The following is an 18,094-nucleotide window of genomic DNA, read 5'->3' as shown; positions in this document are numbered from 1 at the left end:
GCGGGGGGCGTGCGGGTCAGGCGCGGCGCTGGAAGCGGGCGAACTGCTTCTCGGGGTCCGCGAAGTACTGCCACGGCCAGCCGCCGGGGTAGGCGCCGTCGAGCGCCCGGAAGACCCGGCGGACGGTGTGGCGCTCCCCGGCGAGGGACAGGGCCATGGCGAAGGTGCCGAAGTCGCGCTGCCAGCCGGGGCTGCGCCGGTGGGCGGGGTGCAGGATGCTGCGGTCCGCCGCTTCCCGGAGCCGGGCCCGGATCTCGTCGGTCTCCAGGAAGTCACCGCGCTCGGACTCGACCCACTCCTCGATGTACGCGGTGGCGAGGACGCAGCCGAGGCGGTGCCCCTCCGGGGCGCGGGCGGCGGCCTCCTGGGCGAAGGCCAGGGCCTGCCCGGGCTCCCCGCCCCAGCGGGGCTGCAGCTGTGACACCCACTCGATGTGCGTCTCCAGGTCCAGCGGGTCGCGGCGCAGGGCGGCGTCCCGCCGGGTCTCGTTGACGGCGGCGCCCAGTGACATGCCGCGGCCGGAGGTGAGCAGGCAGCGCCACGGGGTGATCCACTCGGGGCGCAGCTCGGCGGCGAGGAAGAGCTGCTCCTCGGCGAGGTCGAGGCGTTCGTGGAAGGTCTGCCACTGCTCCCGTGTCACGTCGGCGGCGCGCGCGGCGGTACGGGCCTCCCAGCCCCAGCTGATGTGCCGGGCGCCGGAGACGAGCAGGGCCGTCGCCCGGTGCTCCTTGTCCTCCTCGACGGCGCGGCCGATCCAGTCCTGCACGCCGTCGAGGTCGGCGAGCTGGTTGAGCACCTGGTGGTCGCGGCCGGGGTCGAAGGGGGCGAGGGCGGCCTTGACGGCCTCCCAGTCACCGGCGCCGGCCGCCTCGACCAGGGCGAGCACCCGCCGGTCGCCGAGCGCCCGCAGCGGATAGGTGCCGTTCCTCTGTCTGTGCGGGACGGGAAGGGCGTGCGGGTCCGCCGCCGGTCTCTCCCCGCCCCTGCCGAACAGCTTGCCGAACATGCCGCGTCCTCCCCTGGTCCCGCGTGATCATCGGGTGCAGCATAAGCGGCACCGCCGACATCACATCCACAGGGTTTTCACGGGGACTTCACGGCTGGGCGCCGAAGCCCCCGGGGCCCGTGTGACCGGGCCGCGGGGGCGGGAGGGACGTACGCGGATCAGTGGCCGGCGACGACGCCGGACAGTTCGTTGGTGCGCTCCGGCAGGGTGACCGAGGTGGTCTTCTTCCCGGTGGTCAGGTCGATGGCGTGCAGGGCCTTCTCGGCGGGTTCGGAGACGTAGGCGGTGTCACCGCGGACGAAGAGGGTGGGCCGGGGCTGCTGCCAGTCCAGCGGCTCCTGCCACGCGCCCACGGCGGGGATCTTCCGCTCGATGTCGCCGGTCGCCGGGTCGATCACCCGGAGCGCGCCGTCGGTGCCGAGGACGAGCGCCTCGCCCTCCGGGCCGCGGGCCAGCGACCGGAACGAGTAGCTGGTGCCCAGGTCGACCAGGGTCAGCTTCGCCTTCTCGGTGTCGATGAGGGAGATACGGGTGGGCCGCTCCAGCTCGGCGTCCGGGTCGGTCTTGTAGTCGCCGAGCAGGACCGGGGAGGTGTCGCTGCCGGCCTGGTTGCCGATGCGGCCGTAGTCGTCCGGGGCGTCGATCTTGGTGAACTTCCCGTCCTTGTACAGGAGTACGCCGTCCTCGCAGCCGACGGCGACGGCCTCGTTCCGGGCCGCGGCCTCGCCGTGGACGCCGGGGCAGTCCTCGTTCCGCGCGATCTCCTTGTCGTTCTCGTCCAGCACCAGGGCGCCGGTGCGCTTCTCCTCGGTGCCGAGGGTGGTGAGCAGGTCACCGCCGGCCAGTTCGATGGCGACGCCGTGGTGCGCCTCGGCGGTGGTGTACGTGCGTCCCTCGGGCTTCGTGCCGCTGCTCAGGTCGGCCGGGTCGAAGACGTTGACCTCGCCGGTGCCGTCGGTGAACAGCACGGTCTTCCCGGCGTGGCGGACGACGTGGCCGGGCTTGGCGCCCGGGTACTCGATGCCGGTCAGGGTCTGTCCGGTCGCGTCCAGGACCCGGAAGCCGCTGTCGGTGGAGACGATGACATGGTCCTCGTCGCCGGCCGGGTTGACCCGGTTGAACCCGGGCAGCTCGATGGTCTTCGTCAGCTTCAGGGTCTCGCCGTCCAGGACGTACAGGCCGCCGTCGAAGGTGGCGACGAGCGGGTCGGTGACCTTCGCGGCGGGTGTGGTGCTCGCGGTGGCCGAGGCCCGGGCGCCGGAGGCGGAGTCGTCGCCCCCGCAGGCGGTCAGCGCGGTGGCCAGGGCGAGGGTGAGGGCGGTGGCCGGGAGGGCTCTGCCGCGTATCGGCTTGTTCATCGGTGTGGTTCCTTTCCGCGCCGCCCGACGGCGGCATGGGGACAGGTGCGGGACCCGGCCGGAGTGGCCGGTGTCCGGTGGGGCAGGGGGTTCAGGCGCCGGTGAGGCCGTCGGTCATGGCGGTGGTGTTGGCGCGCATCATCCGCAGGTAGGTGTCGGCGCCGCCGCCCTTCGCGGTGAGCGACTCCGAGTACAGCCGGACGACGCGGACCCGGTCGTCCAGCTCGGTGCGCAGCACCTCGGCCAGCCGGGTGGGCTGGGAGGAGTCGGCGAACACGGTGCGCACGCCGGCGTCCTCCATCGCCTCGGTGAGCGACTTCAGGTCGGCGGAGCTGGGGGAGGCGAGCGTGGTGCCGCTGGGGACGACCGCGCCGATCACCCGGAAACCGAAGCGGTCGGCGAGGTAGCCGAAGACGTGGTGATTGGTCACCAGGGCCCGGTCGTCCTCGGGGATGCGGTCGAAGGACTTCTCCATCCAGGCGGTGAGGTCGGCGAGTTCGGCGTCGTAGCGGTCGGCGTTGGCGCGGATCGCGGTGCCGTCCACGCCGTGCACGTGCTCGATCACCTGGTCGGCTATCAGGCCGGTGGCCTTGCGCACCCGGTCGGGGTCGGTCCAGAAGTGCGGATCGGCCTGGCCCGCCGCGTCGGCGGGGCCGCCGTCGTCGGACGCGTGGAAGGTGAGCGGGTCGACGGCGTCGCCGACCGCGAGGGTGGCGACGCCGGACGCGCGGGCCGCGTCCACGTGCCGCAGGACGTTCTCCTCCAGACCGAGGCCGTTGCAGATCACGAGGTCGGCGCGCTCCAGCTCGGCCGCCTGCACCGCCGACAGGCCGAAGGAGTGCGGATCGGCGTCGGGTTTCATCAGGACGGTGACCTCGGCCTCGGCGCCGACGATCTCCCGGGTGATGTCGCCGAGGATGTTGGTGGTGACGACGACGCGGGGCCGTTCCTCGCCGGTGGCGCAGGCGGAGGCGGTCACGGCGGTGACGAGGGTCAGCAGCCCCGCGACCAGCCCGCGCAGCCGGGTCGCGCCGGCACGGGCCCGCCGCTTCACCGGGTGCCGGCTCATCGTCCGGTCTCCGCCATGAGGACCGGCTCGATGTCCAGGTCGAAGGAGCGGGCGACGCGCAGTCCGTCGTTGTAGTCGATCTCGAACACCCGCTTGCCCTCCGGGTCGTTGACGTAGGCGCGGCTGCGGTCGACCTCGACGACGGGCGCGGCGGAGCCCTTCGCGGCGGGTTTCCCCCCGGTCAGCAGTGTTTTCGTCCTGGCGGTGCGCTCCCCGGTGGCGATGTCGTAGCCGTGCAGGGCGCCGTCGGTCTCCAGGACGAGCAACGGGGAGCCCTCGCCGGCGGTGTTGGCGGCGACGACCGGGCCGGTCTCCACCCGGGTCCAGGTCTTCTCGGTGACGTCGAGGACCCAGACGGCGTCGGCACCGGCCGGCGCGGTGAGGGTGTCGCTGCCGGGCCGCTGCCGGAAGGCGGCGGCCCGCTCCCGCTCCGGTACGGCACCGTCGTAGGGGATCCTCTCGGCGGTGAAGGCGCCGCCCTCCGCGTGGACGAGCAGCGCGCCGTCCGCGCAGCCGAGGACCAGGCCGCGCCGGGTGACGGCGTCGCCGCGCGGTGCCTCGCACTCGGCGTCGGGAGCCGTGACGCGCCGCCCCTCGCGGTCGAGCACGGTGAGCCGCGCAGTGCCGTCCTCGTCGGTGAGGGCGAGCAGGTGCTCCTCGTACGGGACGACGGGGCCGGTGTACGTGCCGGGCAGGGCGCGGGGGGCGGCGATCCCGCCCTGCTCCAGGTCCGCCCGGTCGTAGCGGGCGGCCCTGCCGTCCGCGCCGGTCACGACCGTCACGGAGCCGTCGCCGCGCACCTGCGCCCCGCCGCTCGCGGGGAACTCGCCCACGTCGCGTATCGCGGCGCTGTAGTAGTGGACGTGGTCGCCGTGGTCCACCGTCCAGGCGCCGCTGTCGAGCACCCGCGTGCCGGCGGCGGTGTGGAGGTGGCCGAACCGCCCGTCCGTGTCCAGCCGGACGGCGTCCGCCACCCGGGCGGTCCGGTGTGCCTCGCCGGTGATGAGGTCGAGCACCCGGGTGTCTCCGCTCACGGGGTCGTTGAGCAGCAGACGGGACTGCTGCTCGGCGGCCTCCCGCGCGCCCTCCACGTATCCGTGCGGAGTGACGGACGGGGAACTCGCCGCCGGGCGCGGGTCGTTGTCGCCGCCCTGGCCCGCCGAGCAGCCCGTGGCGAGCAGTCCGGTGAGCGCGAGGGCGGCCGCGGCCCGGGGAGTGACGTTTCTTCGGACGGTCATGACGATCGCCTCAGGCTTCTTTCAGTGGGCTTCGGGGGCGGGGACGGGCGCGGGGCGGGGACGGCGGTGCCGCAGGCCGGACGCCAGGTGGGAGAGGAAGAACAGGCTCACCGCGAGGGCCGCGACGGTCGCCCCGGCGGCGGTGCCCAGGTGCCAGGAGAGCAGCAGCCCGCCGAACGTGGCGCCGGCGCCGAGGAGCGCGGCCAGGACCATCACCCCGCGCACGCCGCGCGCCCACGGCAGGGCCGTCGCCGGGGGCGCGATGAGCAGCCCCAGCACCAGCAGCGTCCCCACGATGTGGAAGGAGGCGACGATCGCGAGGCCCAGCAGCCCGAGCAGGACGGCGTGCGCGAGGCGCGGGCGCAGCCCCAGGGTGCGGGCCTTGCGGGCGTCGAAGGTGAGGGCGAGGAAGGCCCGGTGGCCGAGGGCCGCGACGGCCAGCGCCACCAGCAGGGCCGCGCCCAGCAGATACAGGTCCCGCTGCCGTACGGAGAGGACGTCGCCGAAGAGGAACCCGGTCAGGTCGACCGCGAAGGACTGCGACCGCGACACGATGATGACGCCGAGCGAGAGCATGCCGACGAACAGCAGCCCGATGCCGGTGTCCTGGGACAGCCGGGGGGTGCGGCCGAGCGCCGTGACGCCCGCCGTCATGACGGCCGCGCTGGCCACCGCCCCCACCATCAGGTTGCCGCCGGACAGCGCGGCCAGCGCCACCCCCGGCAGCAGCCCGTGGGACATGGCGTCACCGAGGAAGGCCATTCCCCTGAGCACCACCCAGGTACCGGCCAGTGCGCAGATCGCGGACACCAGGAACCCGCCCCACAGGGCACGTTGCACGAAGGACACCTCGAAGGGGGCCGTCAACCACTCCATGGCAAAGACACTACAATGAAAATCATGTTCAAAGAACCGGCCTCCGTGCCGCCCCCGCCCACGGAACGTGCCGCACGGGTGCGCTTCACCGGACTCTGCGCCGGCTACCCGGGCCGCCCCGTCCTGCGTCGACTCAGCGCGGAGATACCGGGGTTGGCGACCACCGCGCTGGTCGGTCCGAACGGCAGCGGCAAGTCGACCCTGCTCGGGGTGCTGGCCGGTGTGATCCGCCCGACATCCGGTGAGCTGCGCCACCACGGAGGCCGGCCGCCCGCCTTCGTTCCGCAGCGCGGGGCGGTCGGGGACGCCCTGCCGCTCACCGTCCGGCAGACGGTGGAGATGGGGCGCTGGGGCGAGCGGGGGCCGTGGCGCCGGCTGACCCGGCGGGACCGCGCGACGGTGGACGCCGCGCTCGACCGGCTCGGCATCGGCGACCTCGCCGCCCGCCAGCTCGGCGAGCTGTCCGGCGGCCAGCGGCAGCGCGCCCTGATCGCGCAGGGGCTGGCCCAGGAGTCCGACCTGCTGCTGCTGGACGAGCCGACCACGGGACTCGACCCGGAGGCCAGGGACCGCATCGGCGCCCTGCTGACGGGCCTCGTCGCCGACGGTGTGACGGTCGTCCAGGCGACGCACGACCTCGGGGCGGCCCGCGCGGCGGACACCTGCCTCCTGCTGCGCGAGGGCCACCTCGCCGGGCGGGGCCGGCCGGACGACGTCCTCACCACGGCGGCGCTGGCCCGGATCTGGCAGCCGCTGTGACGGTCGCGGCGGCCGGGGCCCCGCTCAGCCCTTGACGGCCACGAGGACGCGGCTGTCCCCGACCTGCCACACCGGCGTGACATGCCGGAAGCCCGCCCGCCGCAGCAGCTCGGCGTGGCGGCGCACGGACAGGTGCCGGTTGCCGCCACCACCGCCGGCGGCCGGCCGGCTCCGCTCCCGGCGCGCGAAGAGGTCCGCCAGTTCGGGCTCGGCCGCCACCGCCCGCCACCAGGACTCCCAGTCCTCGTGGCCGTGGTCACCGGCCCGCTCGGCCCGGCACCGCCCCACATGGGCCGTCAGGTCGGAGCAGAACCCCACGTCCGGCGGGAAGTGGTCCCCGTTGACCAGTGCACCGCCGGGCCGGAGCAGCGCCCCGAGGGTGCGGTAGATCCGCGCCAGGACGGGCGCGGGGAGGTAGTGCAGGGCGGTCGTCGAGACGGCCACGTCCAGGGCGCGGCAGAGCCCGAGGGCGTCCGTCCAGCCCTCCTCCCCGATGACCGCCTCCACGTACCGCGCGGCGTCGGCGTGGTGCGTCCGTCCCAGTTCCAGCAGGACGGGGTCCATGTCGACGGCGACGATCTCCGCGTCCGGCAGCCGCCGGGCGAGCCGCGCGGACAGCGAACCCGGCCCGCAGCCCAGGTCGAGCAGGAGCGGCCGGGCGCGGCCGGCGCAGAGGTGCTCCACGACATCGGAGATCACGGTGAACCGCTCCTCGCGGTCGACCGCGTACCGCTGCTGCTGCCGCTCCCAGCGCTCCACCCACGTCCCGGCCGTCTCCATGCCCACGCCCATCCGGTCGCGCCACCCCTTCCGTCTCCTCCGCCGCGACCGCCGCGCGGGCCACGGAGGGGACGGTCGTCCGGTGGCTCTTCATGCCAATGACTCGAGTACGGCCAGCAGGCGGTCGATCTCCTCCTCCGTGTTGTAGACGTGCAGGCTCACCCGTACGACGCCGTCCTTCTCGTCCGCGCCCGCCTGGCACAGGCTGTCGGCCCGGACCATGAACCCGTGGCTGAAGAGGATGAACCCGAGGTCGTCGGAGGGGATCTCCCGGTGCCGGAAGGTGACGATGCCCTGCCGCCGCTGTCCCTCGCCGAGCGCGGAATCGGCGGCGAGACTGGCCTGGCACCCCTCGATCTCGTAGGCGTCGAGCCGCCGGAGCCGGTCGGTGAGGCGGGTGGCCAGCCGCACGGCGTGCCGGGCGATCCGGTCCACCCCGGCGGACTCCAGCCAGTCCAGGGCGGCCAGCAGCGACACGATGCCCACCGTGTTCGGCGTGCCGGCCCAGCCGGCCGGCCGCAGTTCCGGCCCCCGGGTGTTGCGCGCCCACACCGCTCCGGTGCCGGGCAGCGCCATCGCCTTGTGCCCGGAGAACACCACGAAGTCGACGTCGAGGTCCGGGTGGCCGACGTCGACCGGGAGGTGGCCGACGCTCTGGGCCGCGTCCAGGCAGATCGGCACGCCGGGGCCGACCGCCGCCCGCAGCCGGTGGACGTTCATGTCGCCGCCGTACACGTGGTGGACGTGGGTGGCGGCGACGAACCGCGTCCGGGGGCCGACCGCCTCGGCCAGCGCCCGGTGGTCGTAGTCACCGGAGGCCGCCTGGTACGGCAGTGCCCGCAGCGTCACCGCCACCCCGCGCTCGGCCAGCAGCCGCCGGGCCTCCTGCCAGGGTTCCAGGTTCGCCCGGTGGTCGGCGAACGGTACGAGGATCTCGTCCCCGTCCGTCAGCAGCGGGACCAGCCAGTCGCGGGCGACGATGCGCAGCCCTTCGGTCGTCCCGCTGGTGAAGTGGACGGTGGACCGCTCGGGCCGGGGGTCGCCGAGGAACTCCTTGACGCGCCGCCGGGTCCGTTCGACGAGTTCGGTGGTCCGGTTGGCCCACGGGTAGGTGCCCCGGCCCGCGTTGGCGTTGGCCGTCGTCAGATACGTCTGCACGGCGTCCAGCACCGCCTGCGGTTTCTGCGCGGTGGCGGCACTGTCGAAGTACACCAGTTCCGGATGGGCGGCCAGGATCGGGAACTGCGCCCTCCGCTCCACGGGGTTCACTCCCGTACCAGTGGTGCGCCCGCGTCCCGCCACGCCACGATCCCGCCCTCCAGACTCCGCACATCCGGATGCCCCAGCCCCGACAACAACGCCGCGTACCGCACCGACTTCTCCCCCACCGGACACGCCAGCAGCACCGGCACCGACTTGCTGAACGGCAACCCGCCCCGCACCAACTCCTCGAACACCTCGTCCACGATGTTCACCGACCCCTCGATATGCAACGCCCCAAAAGCACGCGGCCCCCGCAGATCCACCACCAACGGACGCGGAACACCCGACGCCAGCCACTCCCGGGCCTCCCCCACCCCCACCGTCCGCACCCCCGCCACCGACACCTCCGACACATCCGGCCCACGCCGCACCCGCCCCACCAGATCCGGACGACGCTGCCGCACATAACTCAGATAACTCTCCGCCCGGTCACACACGATGAACACCGCCGTCTCCCGACGACCCGACCCCTCCAACTCCTCGTCCACCGCCCGCAGATGACGCACCGCACCGAAATACGCCCCACCCCCCGTCGGACCCGACAACACCCCACACCGCCGGATCAGCGTCACCATCCCCTCGATCGCCTCCCCCGACGACACCGACGCCAACACGTCATACGTCCCCGGATCGAACAACCCCACCCCACGCACCTCGTCGATCGTCCGGATCCCCGGCACGAAATCCGACTTCTCCGCCACCAGACCCAGCACCCGCACCCCCGGATCATGCTCCCGCAACACCCGCGCCACCCCCGTCGACGACCCCGCCGTCCCCACACACGCCACGAACCAGTCCGGAACCCGCCCCTCCAGATCCTTCACGATCTCCGGACCCGTCCCCACCGCATGCGCCTCCACATTCAACGGATTGAAATACTGATCCGTATGCAGAAACCGGCTCCCCGGCTCCGACAACGCCCGGTGGAAACGCGTCAACGGATCATCCGAATCCATCGGATCAAGACACTCGCTCTGCCCCGGCAACTCCTCGATCTCCGCCCCCAGCAACAGCAGCAGCTCCTTGACCTCCGGCACCCGCATCCGGTTCGTCACACTGCGAAACCCCAGCCCGTGCATCCCCGCCAGCAACGCCAGAGCCTTCGCCGTGTTCCCACTCGACAACTCCACCACCGTCGAACCACCACCACCCCCACCGCCACCCGCCGCCCCCTCCAGCAACGGACGCACCATGTGCCACGCCGGACGGTCCTTCACCGACCCGAACGGATTCAACATCTCCAGCTTCGCGAACAGATCCACATTCCGCAGACCATGCACACCCGGATCGATCCGCACCAACGGCGTATTACCGATGGCCTCCGTGATGCTGTCGTACCTCATGACGAAACTCCCCCTGGGTGCGAGATGGGCCAGTAGTCCTCGTCCAGGCACCAGCGCCAGGACCCGCCTTCCCGGACGGCCGCCACCGTCCGTGCGACCGGCTGCCGCTGGGCGCGGTGGGCGTGGAAGTCCATCGCGTACCCGGCGGTGTTGACGAAGGCCAGCGCGTCCCCGGCGCGCGGCAGCCGGGGCAGGAAGACCAGCCGGCGGGTGATCAGGTCGGCCTCCAGACAGAGGTTGCCCACCAGGTACACCCCGGCGGGCTCCTCCGGCCCGCCGGCCGGGGCACGGGGCAGCAGCACCGGGTCCACCAGGACGCCGTGCTCCTCCAGGCTGACGTCCCCGGCGTTCATGCCGAGGCGCACCAGGTGCCGGCCGTCCTCGGCGGGCCGTACGTCGAGGACCCGGGCCAGCGACAGGCCGCACTGGTCGACGAGGGCGCGGCCCGGCTCGATGTGGAGGTCGTGCAGGTGCTCCAGGAGCAGGGTGGCGGGCGAGCGGCCCAGTGCCGGGGCGGGGCGGGTGAGCAGCTCGTCCAGGTAGCCGGGGCCGGCGACCGGCCGGTGGGCGGGGTAGAGCGCGGCCGAACCCCGGACCGTGCCGCCCTCGTTGCGCAGACCGTAGCCGTGCCCGCGCCAGGTCAGCGGCGGGCGGGTGCCGAGCACCGCCTCGGTCAGCGCGGTGGTCCACCGCTCCCACTCCGCGGCGTCCTCGACGTAACCGACCCCGAAACCGCCGCCGATGTCGACGGCGCGCGGCGCGAAACCACGGGCGCGGCACTCGTCCATCAGCAGCACGCACCGCTCCAGGGCGCGTGCCTTCTCCTCCAGCCCGGTGGTGTCCAGGTGGTAGGCGAGGCCGGTCAGCCGTACGACGTCGGCGTGCCGTTCCAGCGCGTCCCACAGGGCGTCCGCCTCGGCGACCGGGGTGCCGAACCGGCTGCGGCGGGACAGCACCCGGGTGCCGGCGCCCAGCGCGGTGTCCGCCTCGAAGCCCGACAGCCGGGCCAGCACGTCGACCGTGCCGAGCCCGTGTTCGCGGACCAGCCCGGCCAGGAGTTCCAGTTCGCCGGGCGAGTCCAGGTTCACCGTCGCGCCGGTCCGGGCGGCCAGCCACAGGAACTCCCGGTCCTTGGGGCCGGTGGCCATGATCCGGTCGCCGGTGAAGCCGGCCCCCAGCGCGTGCCGCAGCTCCGCCAGGGAGGCCACGTCGATCCCCACCGCGGCCGGGTCGCACGCGGCCAGCCTGCGCACCAGCGCGCTGGAACGATTCGCCTTGTGGGCGAAGTACACCCGCCCGGCGAGCCGGTGGCGGCGGTAGACGGCGCGGAACCGCTCGGCGTTGCCGGCGACCGCCTCCGGCAGCAGCACGTTCAGCGGTGAGCCCAGCGCGTCCACCAGTGAGTGCAGGAACGGCACGTCCCCCAGCAGCGAGGCGAGTGGCGGTGCCACCCGCGGCCGCAAGTACAAGGGCGCGTCCTTCACTTGGGTACCCTCCCCACATCGGCCGGCCGTCGTCCCGTTGTCACGACAACCGCTCTCGATCATCGTTTCCATCTGGACGCGCCGCTAAGCCCCCGTTTCGCACGGGCCGCGACAGCCCGGCCACCGAGGGTGCCGACCCGCCGCGTTGCGGGCCCGGGGCACCCGGCGGACACTGGCCGTGACGGTGACCGCGGCCGGAAGGGGGCCGGGCGATGGGCGGCTACGCGGACCTCCGGGGTGTCCGGACCTGGTACGAGGCCGAGGGGACCGGCGAGCCGCTGGTGCTGCTGCACGGCGGCCTGTGCACCAACGACACCTGGGGCGCGCTCCGCGCGGACCTCGCCGCCGCGTACCGCGTGTACCTGCCCGAGCGGCGGGCGCACGGCCACACCCCGGACGTCGACGGACCGCTCACCTACCGGGACATGGCCGGGGACACGGCGGCCTTCCTGGAGGAGGTGGTCGGCGCGCCGGCGCACCTGGTCGGCTGGAGCGACGGGGGCGTGGTCGCGCTGCTCACCGCCCTCGCCCGGCCCTGCCTGGTGCGCGCGACGGCGGTGATCGGCGCCAACTTCCGCCCCGGACCCGAGTGTTTCGCCGACCCGGGGATGCTGGACGCGATGACACCCGGCAGTGCCGGCATGGCGTTCTTCCGGGAGCTGTACGCGGCGGTGACGCCGGACGGCGCCGGCCACTGGCCGGTGGTGGCGGAGAAGGTGGTCGACATGTGGCGCACCCAGCCGACGCTCGACACGGGGGATCTGGCCCGGATCGCGTCACCGACCCTGGTGATGGCCGGTGACGACGACATGATGACGCTGGAGCACACGGCCGCCCTGTACGACGCGATCCCGCACGCCCGGCTGGCCGTCGTCCCCGGCGCGTCCCATCTGGTGCCGCTGGAACAGCCGGCGCTGGTGCGCCGGCTGATCACGGAGCACCTCACGCACGGCGCCGAGGTCGAGACGATGATGCCGGTGCGGCGCGCGGCGTCCCCCCGGGGCGCCGGCACCGGCCCCTGACCGCCGCCGTCCGGTGCTGTCAGGGGCGGGCGAGCGGGTCGAGGGCGAGGGTGGCGAAGGTGGCCAGCCAGTGGTCGGTGGTGAAGTCGCCGCGGTCCACCGCCGGCAGGCCCGCCGCGAGGTGCGCGTCGGCCGCCGCGCCCAGCCGGTCGCGGACCGGTCCCCCGGGCAGCGCGTCGGCGAGGGAGCGCAGGGCCGCCGCGCGGCTGAGGGTCAGGCCGAGCAGGTGGCCGATCTGCGGGTCGGCGTGGTCGGAGACGACGGGGACCTCGAGCGGCGGGCAGGGGGCGCCGGTGCGCAGCGCGGGCAGGAAGCGGTCCAGCCACGGCGCGAACTCCCCGGCCGGCAGCACCCTGCGCATCGCGTCGGCCTCGGTCAGGGCCGGGGAGAGGAAGTCCTGTCCCGACGGTTCCCAGTGGGCGGGCGCGTCGTGGTCGTCGGCGAACCAGGTCAGCAGGCGTTGCCGTACGGCCTGTCCGGTGGCGGGCGGCAGTTCGCCGGAGTCGAGGGCGAGGCCGAGGGCGAAGGCGCTGTTGGGGTGGTTGCCGTGGCGCACGGGATAGGTGGCCCTGGGCAGCCAGCCGGTCAGCAGCGCGTCGACGGCGGCGACGGCCGGGGCCAGCGCCGCGGTCCAGCGGGCGCCGGCGGCCCCGCCGTACGCGCGGCACTCGGCGGCGAGCGCGAGCAGCCAGGCCCAGCCGTAGGGCCGTTCGAAGGAGGGGTGGTCGCGGAGGTAGGCGGCCTCGACGGCGGCGTTCTCCGGGGTGAGGTGCCGGTCGAGGACGGCGTGGGCGGGGGCGGTGTCCGGCAGTTCGGGGGTGCCGCCGTACCGGCGGAGCAGGCGGACGAGCAGCCAGTGCATATGGGCCGCGGAGTGCCAGTCGTAGGCGCCGTAGAAGACGGGGTGCAGGGTACGGGGGTCGGTGCTCTCGTCGGCGGAGGTGATCAGGTGGGCGGGGAAGTTGGGGTACGCGCGGGTGATGTTGGCGAGCGCGAGCCGGGCGAAGGGCGCGGCGTGGGTGCTGAGCGGCATCAGTGGGTCGCTCCCTCGGTGATCTTCAGGTCCTGGCCCGCGGGGGTCCGGGCGGCGGCGGTCAGCAGGGCGCGCAGACCGTGGGCGACGGTGGCCGGGGGCAGGGCGGGCGCCTGGCCGTCGGTGACCTGTTCCGGCGCCCAGGGGACGTGCGCGAAACCGCCCCGGATGTCCGGGTGCTCGGTGGCGATGAGGTGGCCGAGGCCGTAGGCGACGTGGTTGCAGACGAAGGTGCCGGCGGTGTTCGAGACGGCGGCGGGGACGCCGGCCTCGCGCATAGCGGCGACGCACGCCTTGACGGGGAGGGTGGAGAAGTAGGCGGCGGGTCCGTCCGCGACCACCGGTTCGTCGACCGGCTGCCGTCCGGCGTTGTCGGGGATGCGGGCGTCGTCGACGTTGACGCCGACACGTTCGACGGTGACGCCGGGGCGTCCGCCGGCCTGGCCGAGGCAGAGCACCAGGTCGGGTTCCACGGCGCGGACGGCCTCGCGCAGGGCGACGAGCGAGTCGCCGAAGGCGCAGGGCAGTTCGACGGCGGTGACGGCGAGCCCGGCGGGCGGTTCGGCGGCCACCAGGGACGCCGCCTGCCAGGACGGGTTCACACGCTCGCCGCCGAAGGGGGCGAAGCCGGTGATGAGGACACGGGTCACGGCGGTTCCTTCCTGGAAGGGGGTCAGAAGGCGAAGACCGCCATGATCACGGTGCAGCAGCCGAGGAGCGCGACGCCCGTGGGGAGCTGGGCCTTGATCGGGCCGTACTGGTCCTTCAGTTCGAGCAGGGTGGCCGGGACGATGTTGAAGTTGGCGGCCATCGGGGTGCAGAGGGTGCCGGCGAACCCGGCCAGCATGCCGATCGCGAGGACGGCGGGCTCGTTGCCGTGCATCTGCTGGATGAGCACCGGCCAGCCGATCGCCGCGGTCATCACCGGGAACGCGGCGAAGGCGTTGCCCATGATCACGGTGAACAGGAACATGCCGACGCAGTACGCGATCACCGCGAGGTACCTGGAGTCCTCGGGGAGGACCTTGTTCATGATGTCGCCGACCTGGTCGCCGACCCCGGCGGCGGCGAAGATCGAGCCGAGCACCGCGAGGAGCTGGGGCAGCAGCAGCGCGGAGCCCATCGCCTCCAGCATGGACCGGCCGGAGTGCACCGGGACGGAGACCTTCCTCTCGCCGGTGACCAGCATGCCGACCACGAGGGCGGCGACACAGCCGAGGCCCAGCCCCAGCAGGGTGGCCTTGCCGTCCTCGAAGAGGCCGGACTCGTCCAGCACGGAGGCGCAGACGATGGCGACCAGCGGGATGGTCAGGGCGGGGACGAAGATCTTGTTGCCGAGCCTGGCGGCGGACGCCTCGCGCTGCTCGCCGGTGGTGGTGACCGGGACGCCCTTGCCGAGGAAGTTGAACCCGGCGAGCACGATCAGGGCGAGGACCGCGACGCCGAGCGGTTCGGCGGGCAGGGTCCAGCCGCCGTTGTCCGCGGTGGCGTCGGCGACGCCGGTCCCGTAGGGGAAGGTGAGCCCGAGCAGGCCCCAGAACGCGGCGGACGTCCACCGCTTGGGGTTGGTGCGGTCCATGGCCATCTGCGCGGCCATGACGACGAAGACGAGCCCGATCAGCCAGTAGAGCCACTCGACCTTGATCACTTGTCGGCCCCCTCGGGAAGCGGCAGGTCGTGCTCGGCGGCGGCGAGTGCCATCTCGCGTTCGAGCTGCCTGTCCATGAGCAGCAGCCGGGCGCCGTGGATGAGGAAGGCGCAGACCGCGAGCGGGATCGCCCACAGGGCCAGCTGGGTCGGTTCGATGTCCTGGTGGTACGTGGAGTTCACGAAACCGGTGATCAGCAGGATGGAGCCGATCGCGATGAAGCAGTCCTCGCCGAAGAAGACGCCGACCGTGTCGGCGGAGGCGGAGTAGGAGCGCACCTTCTCGCGCAGCCGGTCGGGCAGCTTCGCCCCCGTGGTGCGCTCGGCGGCGGCCTCGGCCATGGGCGCGACCAGCGGCCGTACGGTCTGCGCGGGGCCGCCGATGCTGTTCAGGCCGAAGGCCGCGGTGACCTGCCGGACCAGCAGGTAGACGGTGAGGAACCGGCCGGCGCTAAGCTTGCCGAGGCGGCCGATCAGGTTGCGGGCCTGCTCGCGCAGGCCGTAGCGCTCCAGCAGGCCGATCACCGGAAGCACGATGGCGTAGACGGTGACCGAGCGGCTGTCGGCGAAGGACCGGCCGAAGGCCGCGAGGACCTCCAGCGGGTCCATCCTGCCGAGCAGGCCGGTGACGATACCGGCGACGCCCACCACGAGGACGGGATTGCGGCGCGTGACGAATCCGAGGATCACCACGACCACACCGAGAAGCACGATCATTCGGTGGCCTTCTTCAGGCTTCGGGGGCAGGGCACGGACCCGGGAGCGGTATGCGGACCGCCTCGTTCCGGATGCATGGGAGATGCACGGACCCTAGACGATCGTTGAACGATCTAACAAGGGGTGACTTTTCCCGCGGCATTCCCGGGCACTTTTCCTCCGCGAGTCTTCCGGGAAGCCCTTGTCGTATCGTTCAACAATCCATTACGTTCAGGGGGTGATCGACCTCAACGCGGACCTCGGCGAGGGCTTCGGCCGCTGGACCCTCACCGACGACGACGCCCTCCTCTCCGTCGTCACCAGCGCCAACGTCGCCTGCGGCTTCCACGCCGGCGACCCCTCGGTGATGCGGCGGGTCTGCGACCTCGCCGCCGAGCGCGGGGTGCGGATCGGCGCCCAGGTGTCCTACCGCGACCTGGCCGGCTTCGGCCGGCGCGCGATGGACGTGCCCGCCGGTGAACTCGCGGACGAGGTCGCCTACCAGATCGGCGCGCTCCAGGTCTTCGCCCGCGCCGCCGGGACGGACGTGGTCTACGTCAAGCCGCACGGCGCCCTCTACAACCGCACCGTGCGCGACGCCGAGCAGGCGCACGCCGTGGTGGCGGGCGTCCGGCTCGCGGGCGGCGCCCTGCCCGTGCTCGGGCTCCCCGGGTCGCGGCTGCTCGCCGCCGCCGGGGAGGCGGGGCTCACGGCCGTCCCCGAGGCGTTCGCCGACCGGGCCTACACCCCGGAGGGCACCCTGGTGCCGCGCCGCGAACCGGACGCCGTGATCACGGACGAGGAGGCGGTCGTACGCCGCGCGCTGGCGTTCGCGGTGGACGGCGCCGTCGAGGCCGTGGACGGCGGCACCGTCGCGGTCACCGCCCGTTCCCTGTGCCTGCACGGCGACACCCCGGGCGCGGCCCGTACCGCGGTCCGGGTGCGTACGGCCCTGGAGGCGGCCGGAGTCGAGATCAGGCCGTTCGCATGACACCGGAACACCCCCCGCGCTCCCCGGAACCGCTGCTCGAAGCCCGCCCCGCCGGACGGCACGCCCTCCTGGTGGAACTGCCCGACGCCGAGCGGACCGCGGCCTTCCACGCCGAGCTGCTGCGGCGGCGCGCGGCCGGCGCCCTGCCGCCGGTGGCGGAGATCGTGCCCGGCGCCCGGACCGTCCTGCTGGACGGGGTACGGGACCCCGACGCGCTGGCCCGCCGGGTCGCCGGGTGGGAGATCCCGCCCATCACCGCCGACGACGGCGACGCCGTCGACCTCCCCGTCCGCTACGACGGCCCCGACCTGGCCGACGTCGCCGCCCGCTGGGGAGTCGCCCCGGACGAGGTCGGCGCCCTGCACGCCTCGTACACGTACCGGGTCGCCTTCTGCGGTTTCGCGCCGGGCTTCGGCTACCTCACCGGGCTGCCGCCGGAGCGGCACGTCCCCCGGCGGGCCACGCCCCGGACCCGGGTCCCGGCCGGCGCGGTCGCCCTGGCCGGCCCCTACAGCGCGGTCTATCCCCGGGCCACCCCGGGCGGCTGGCAGCTGATCGGCACCATGCCCGACCCGGGCCCGCTGTGGGACCCCGCGCGGGAGCGTGCGGCGCTGCTCACACCGGGTACCCGGGTGCGCTTCGTCCGGGTGGAGGACGCGGCATGACCGTCAAGCTCACCACCGTGCGGGCCGGTGCCCTCACCACGGTGCAGGACGCGGGCCGGCCGGGCCACGCCCACCTCGGGGTCCCCCGGTCCGGCGCGCTGGACGCGCCCGCGATGCGGCTCGCCAACCGGCTGCTCGGCAACGAGCCCGGCGCCGCCGTCCTGGAGACCACCCTGACCGGCTGCGCCCTGCGGCCCGACCGTGCCGTCACCGTCGTGGTGGGCGGCGCGCCCTGCCCGGTGACGGTCGACGGCCGGCCCGCGGCCTGGGGCGGGCCGGTACGGGTGCCGGCCGGCGCGGTCCTGGAGGTGGGGACGGTGACGGCCGGGGTGCGCGCGTACGTCGCGGTGGCCGGCGGCATCGCCGTGGACCCGGTGCTCGGCAGCCGCTCCGCCGACCTGCTCTCCGGGCTCGGCCCGGCACCCCTGCGCGACGGCGACGTCCTGCCCGTGGGCACTCCCGGCGCGCGGGCCGCGGCGCCCGCCGCCGCGCCCTGGCCGGCCCCGCCCGCCGAACTCGTCCTGCCCGTCCGCCCCGGCCCGCGCGCCGACTGGTTCACCCCGGCCGCGCTGCGCGCGTTCACCTCGGCGGCCTACCGGGTCTCCGCGCAGAGCAACCGCATCGGCCTGCGCACCGAGGGACCCGCGCTGACCCGGGCGAAGGAGGGGGAACTGCCCAGCGAGGGCATGGTCCTCGGTGCCGTCCAGGTGCCGCCGGACGGCCGCCCGGTGGTCTTCCTGCACGACCACCCGACGACCGGCGGCTACCCGGTGATCGCCGTCGTCGCCGAACGGGCCCTCGCCGCGGCGGCCCAGGCCGCGGCCGGCACGCCACTGCGCTTCACGCTCGGCTGAGCCCGCCCCG

18 protein-coding genes are annotated in these 18,094 nt (G+C 74.0%); 5 read left to right on the top strand and 13 right to left on the bottom strand.

Features of this window, described 5'->3' with window-relative positions:
- Nucleotides 1-16: 16 nt before the first annotated feature.
- The 5 genes from Sdagh_RS05605 to aztB form a co-directional block, all read right to left on the bottom strand.
- Nucleotides 17-1,006 carry a hypothetical protein gene (locus Sdagh_RS05605; RefSeq protein ID WP_190078491.1) on the bottom strand — a complete coding sequence of 330 codons (990 nt, stop codon included), beginning with the start codon at nt 1,004-1,006 and terminating at the stop codon, nt 17-19.
- Nucleotides 1,007-1,164: 158 nt separating this feature from the next.
- Nucleotides 1,165-2,364, bottom strand: coding sequence for a zinc metallochaperone AztD (gene aztD / locus Sdagh_RS05600; protein ID WP_190078492.1), 1,200 nt, complete (start codon nt 2,362-2,364; stop codon nt 1,165-1,167).
- 91 nt (nt 2,365-2,455) lie between these two features.
- On the bottom strand, nt 2,456-3,433 hold the full coding sequence (gene aztC / locus Sdagh_RS05595; protein ID WP_189420739.1) for a zinc ABC transporter substrate-binding protein AztC: 978 nt from the start codon (nt 3,431-3,433) through the stop codon (nt 2,456-2,458).
- The gene (locus Sdagh_RS05590; protein WP_190010879.1) at nt 3,430-4,671 is read right to left on the bottom strand and encodes a hypothetical protein; all 1,242 of its coding nucleotides are present in this window, start codon (nt 4,669-4,671) and stop codon (nt 3,430-3,432) included. Before Sdagh_RS05590 ends, aztC begins: the two co-directional genes overlap by 4 nt.
- A 21-nt stretch (nt 4,672-4,692) precedes the next feature.
- Nucleotides 4,693-5,547, bottom strand: coding sequence for a zinc ABC transporter permease AztB (aztB, locus tag Sdagh_RS05585; RefSeq protein WP_190078493.1), 855 nt, complete (start codon nt 5,545-5,547; stop codon nt 4,693-4,695).
- Between the two features lie 15 nt (nt 5,548-5,562).
- Between aztB and aztA the strand changes: the two genes are divergently transcribed.
- Nucleotides 5,563-6,306: a zinc ABC transporter ATP-binding protein AztA gene (aztA, locus tag Sdagh_RS05580; RefSeq protein WP_190010877.1), complete on the top strand. Its 744-nt coding sequence runs from the start codon at nt 5,563-5,565 to the stop codon at nt 6,304-6,306.
- 24 nt (nt 6,307-6,330) lie between these two features.
- Here aztA and Sdagh_RS05575 read toward each other — a convergent pair whose 3' ends face one another.
- The 4 genes from Sdagh_RS05575 to Sdagh_RS05560 form a co-directional block, all read right to left on the bottom strand.
- On the bottom strand, nt 6,331-7,098 hold the full coding sequence (locus Sdagh_RS05575) for a class I SAM-dependent methyltransferase (RefSeq protein WP_189420747.1): 768 nt from the start codon (nt 7,096-7,098) through the stop codon (nt 6,331-6,333).
- 78 nt (nt 7,099-7,176) lie between these two features.
- Nucleotides 7,177-8,346: an aminotransferase class V-fold PLP-dependent enzyme gene (locus Sdagh_RS05570; protein WP_226534624.1), complete on the bottom strand. Its 1,170-nt coding sequence runs from the start codon at nt 8,344-8,346 to the stop codon at nt 7,177-7,179.
- Nucleotides 8,347-8,351: 5 nt separating this feature from the next.
- Nucleotides 8,352-9,692, bottom strand: a complete 1,341-nt coding sequence (locus Sdagh_RS05565) for a pyridoxal-phosphate dependent enzyme (protein ID WP_226534621.1) — start codon at nt 9,690-9,692, stop codon at nt 8,352-8,354.
- A complete protein-coding gene (locus Sdagh_RS05560) occupies nt 9,689-11,176 on the bottom strand; it encodes a Y4yA family PLP-dependent enzyme (protein ID WP_370594863.1) in 1,488 nt (495 codons plus the stop codon). Before Sdagh_RS05560 ends, Sdagh_RS05565 begins: the two co-directional genes overlap by 4 nt.
- A gap of 212 nt (nt 11,177-11,388) precedes the next feature.
- On the opposite strand from Sdagh_RS05560, the gene Sdagh_RS05555 reads away from it, so the two are divergent.
- Entirely contained in the window at nt 11,389-12,198 is an 810-nt protein-coding gene (locus Sdagh_RS05555; RefSeq protein WP_189424939.1) for an alpha/beta fold hydrolase, read from the top strand.
- A 19-nt stretch (nt 12,199-12,217) separates the two neighbouring features.
- Here the strand turns inward: Sdagh_RS05555 and Sdagh_RS05550 are convergent, their stop codons facing one another.
- The 4 genes from Sdagh_RS05550 to Sdagh_RS05535 are packed head-to-tail and all read right to left on the bottom strand — an operon-like array spanning nt 12,218 to nt 15,595.
- A complete protein-coding gene (locus Sdagh_RS05550) occupies nt 12,218-13,231 on the bottom strand; it encodes a DUF2891 domain-containing protein (protein WP_189424941.1) in 1,014 nt (337 codons plus the stop codon).
- Nucleotides 13,231-13,881 (bottom strand): pyroglutamyl-peptidase I, encoded by a 651-nt coding sequence (pcp, locus tag Sdagh_RS05545; protein WP_189424943.1) that lies wholly within the window; start codon nt 13,879-13,881, stop codon nt 13,231-13,233. The genes Sdagh_RS05550 and pcp overlap by 1 nt, the downstream gene beginning before the upstream one ends.
- Before the next feature lie 23 nt (nt 13,882-13,904).
- Nucleotides 13,905-14,879, bottom strand: a complete 975-nt coding sequence (locus Sdagh_RS05540; RefSeq protein WP_190078562.1) for a DUF979 domain-containing protein — start codon at nt 14,877-14,879, stop codon at nt 13,905-13,907.
- Nucleotides 14,876-15,595 carry a DUF969 domain-containing protein gene (locus Sdagh_RS05535; RefSeq protein ID WP_189424947.1) on the bottom strand — a complete coding sequence of 240 codons (720 nt, stop codon included), beginning with the start codon at nt 15,593-15,595 and terminating at the stop codon, nt 14,876-14,878. Before Sdagh_RS05535 ends, Sdagh_RS05540 begins: the two co-directional genes overlap by 4 nt.
- A 217-nt stretch (nt 15,596-15,812) precedes the next feature.
- Here Sdagh_RS05535 and Sdagh_RS05530 point away from each other — a divergent pair, with 217 nt between their 5' ends.
- Genes Sdagh_RS05530 through Sdagh_RS05520 form a run of 3 tightly spaced genes read left to right on the top strand, consistent with a single transcriptional unit; the run spans nt 15,813 to nt 18,084 of the window.
- Nucleotides 15,813-16,565: a LamB/YcsF family protein gene (locus tag Sdagh_RS05530; protein WP_189424949.1), complete on the top strand. Its 753-nt coding sequence runs from the start codon at nt 15,813-15,815 to the stop codon at nt 16,563-16,565.
- Complete coding sequence (locus tag Sdagh_RS05525; protein ID WP_190078561.1) at nt 16,562-17,230, top strand: 5-oxoprolinase subunit B family protein; 669 nt, start codon at nt 16,562-16,564, stop codon at nt 17,228-17,230. Before Sdagh_RS05530 ends, Sdagh_RS05525 begins: the two co-directional genes overlap by 4 nt.
- Nucleotides 17,227-18,084, top strand: coding sequence for a 5-oxoprolinase subunit C family protein (locus Sdagh_RS05520; protein WP_190012216.1), 858 nt, complete (start codon nt 17,227-17,229; stop codon nt 18,082-18,084). Before Sdagh_RS05525 ends, Sdagh_RS05520 begins: the two co-directional genes overlap by 4 nt.
- Nucleotides 18,085-18,094: the final 10 nt, after the last annotated feature.

It is taken from the genome of Streptomyces daghestanicus, assembly GCF_020521275.1.
Lineage (GTDB): Bacteria > Actinomycetota > Actinomycetes > Streptomycetales > Streptomycetaceae > Streptomyces > Streptomyces griseoviridis.
This window is presented reverse-complemented; position numbering and strand designations above follow the sequence as displayed.

Bases quoted from the DNA above. Each gene is read 5' to 3' on its own strand.
- aztD (WP_190078492.1), bottom strand. From the start codon at position 2,364: ATGAACAAGCCGATACGCGGCAGAGCCCTCCCGGCCACCGCCCTCACC.
- Sdagh_RS05605 (WP_190078491.1), bottom strand. From the start codon at position 1,006: ATGTTCGGCAAGCTGTTCGGCAGGGGCGGGGAGAGACCGGCGGCGGAC.
- Sdagh_RS05565 (WP_226534621.1), bottom strand. From the start codon at position 9,692: ATGAGGTACGACAGCATCACGGAGGCCATCGGTAATACGCCGTTGGTG.
- Sdagh_RS05555 (WP_189424939.1), top strand. From the start codon at position 11,389: ATGGGCGGCTACGCGGACCTCCGGGGTGTCCGGACCTGGTACGAGGCC.
- Sdagh_RS05590 (WP_190010879.1), bottom strand. From the start codon at position 4,671: ATGACCGTCCGAAGAAACGTCACTCCCCGGGCCGCGGCCGCCCTCGCG.
- aztB (WP_190078493.1), bottom strand. From the start codon at position 5,547: ATGGAGTGGTTGACGGCCCCCTTCGAGGTGTCCTTCGTGCAACGTGCC.
- Sdagh_RS05535 (WP_189424947.1), bottom strand. From the start codon at position 15,595: ATGATCGTGCTTCTCGGTGTGGTCGTGGTGATCCTCGGATTCGTCACG.
- aztC (WP_189420739.1), bottom strand. From the start codon at position 3,433: ATGAGCCGGCACCCGGTGAAGCGGCGGGCCCGTGCCGGCGCGACCCGG.
- Sdagh_RS05575 (WP_189420747.1), bottom strand. From the start codon at position 7,098: ATGGGCGTGGGCATGGAGACGGCCGGGACGTGGGTGGAGCGCTGGGAG.
- Sdagh_RS05520 (WP_190012216.1), top strand. From the start codon at position 17,227: ATGACCGTCAAGCTCACCACCGTGCGGGCCGGTGCCCTCACCACGGTG.
- aztA (WP_190010877.1), top strand. From the start codon at position 5,563: ATGAAAATCATGTTCAAAGAACCGGCCTCCGTGCCGCCCCCGCCCACG.
- Sdagh_RS05525 (WP_190078561.1), top strand. From the start codon at position 16,562: ATGACACCGGAACACCCCCCGCGCTCCCCGGAACCGCTGCTCGAAGCC.
- Sdagh_RS05550 (WP_189424941.1), bottom strand. From the start codon at position 13,231: ATGCCGCTCAGCACCCACGCCGCGCCCTTCGCCCGGCTCGCGCTCGCC.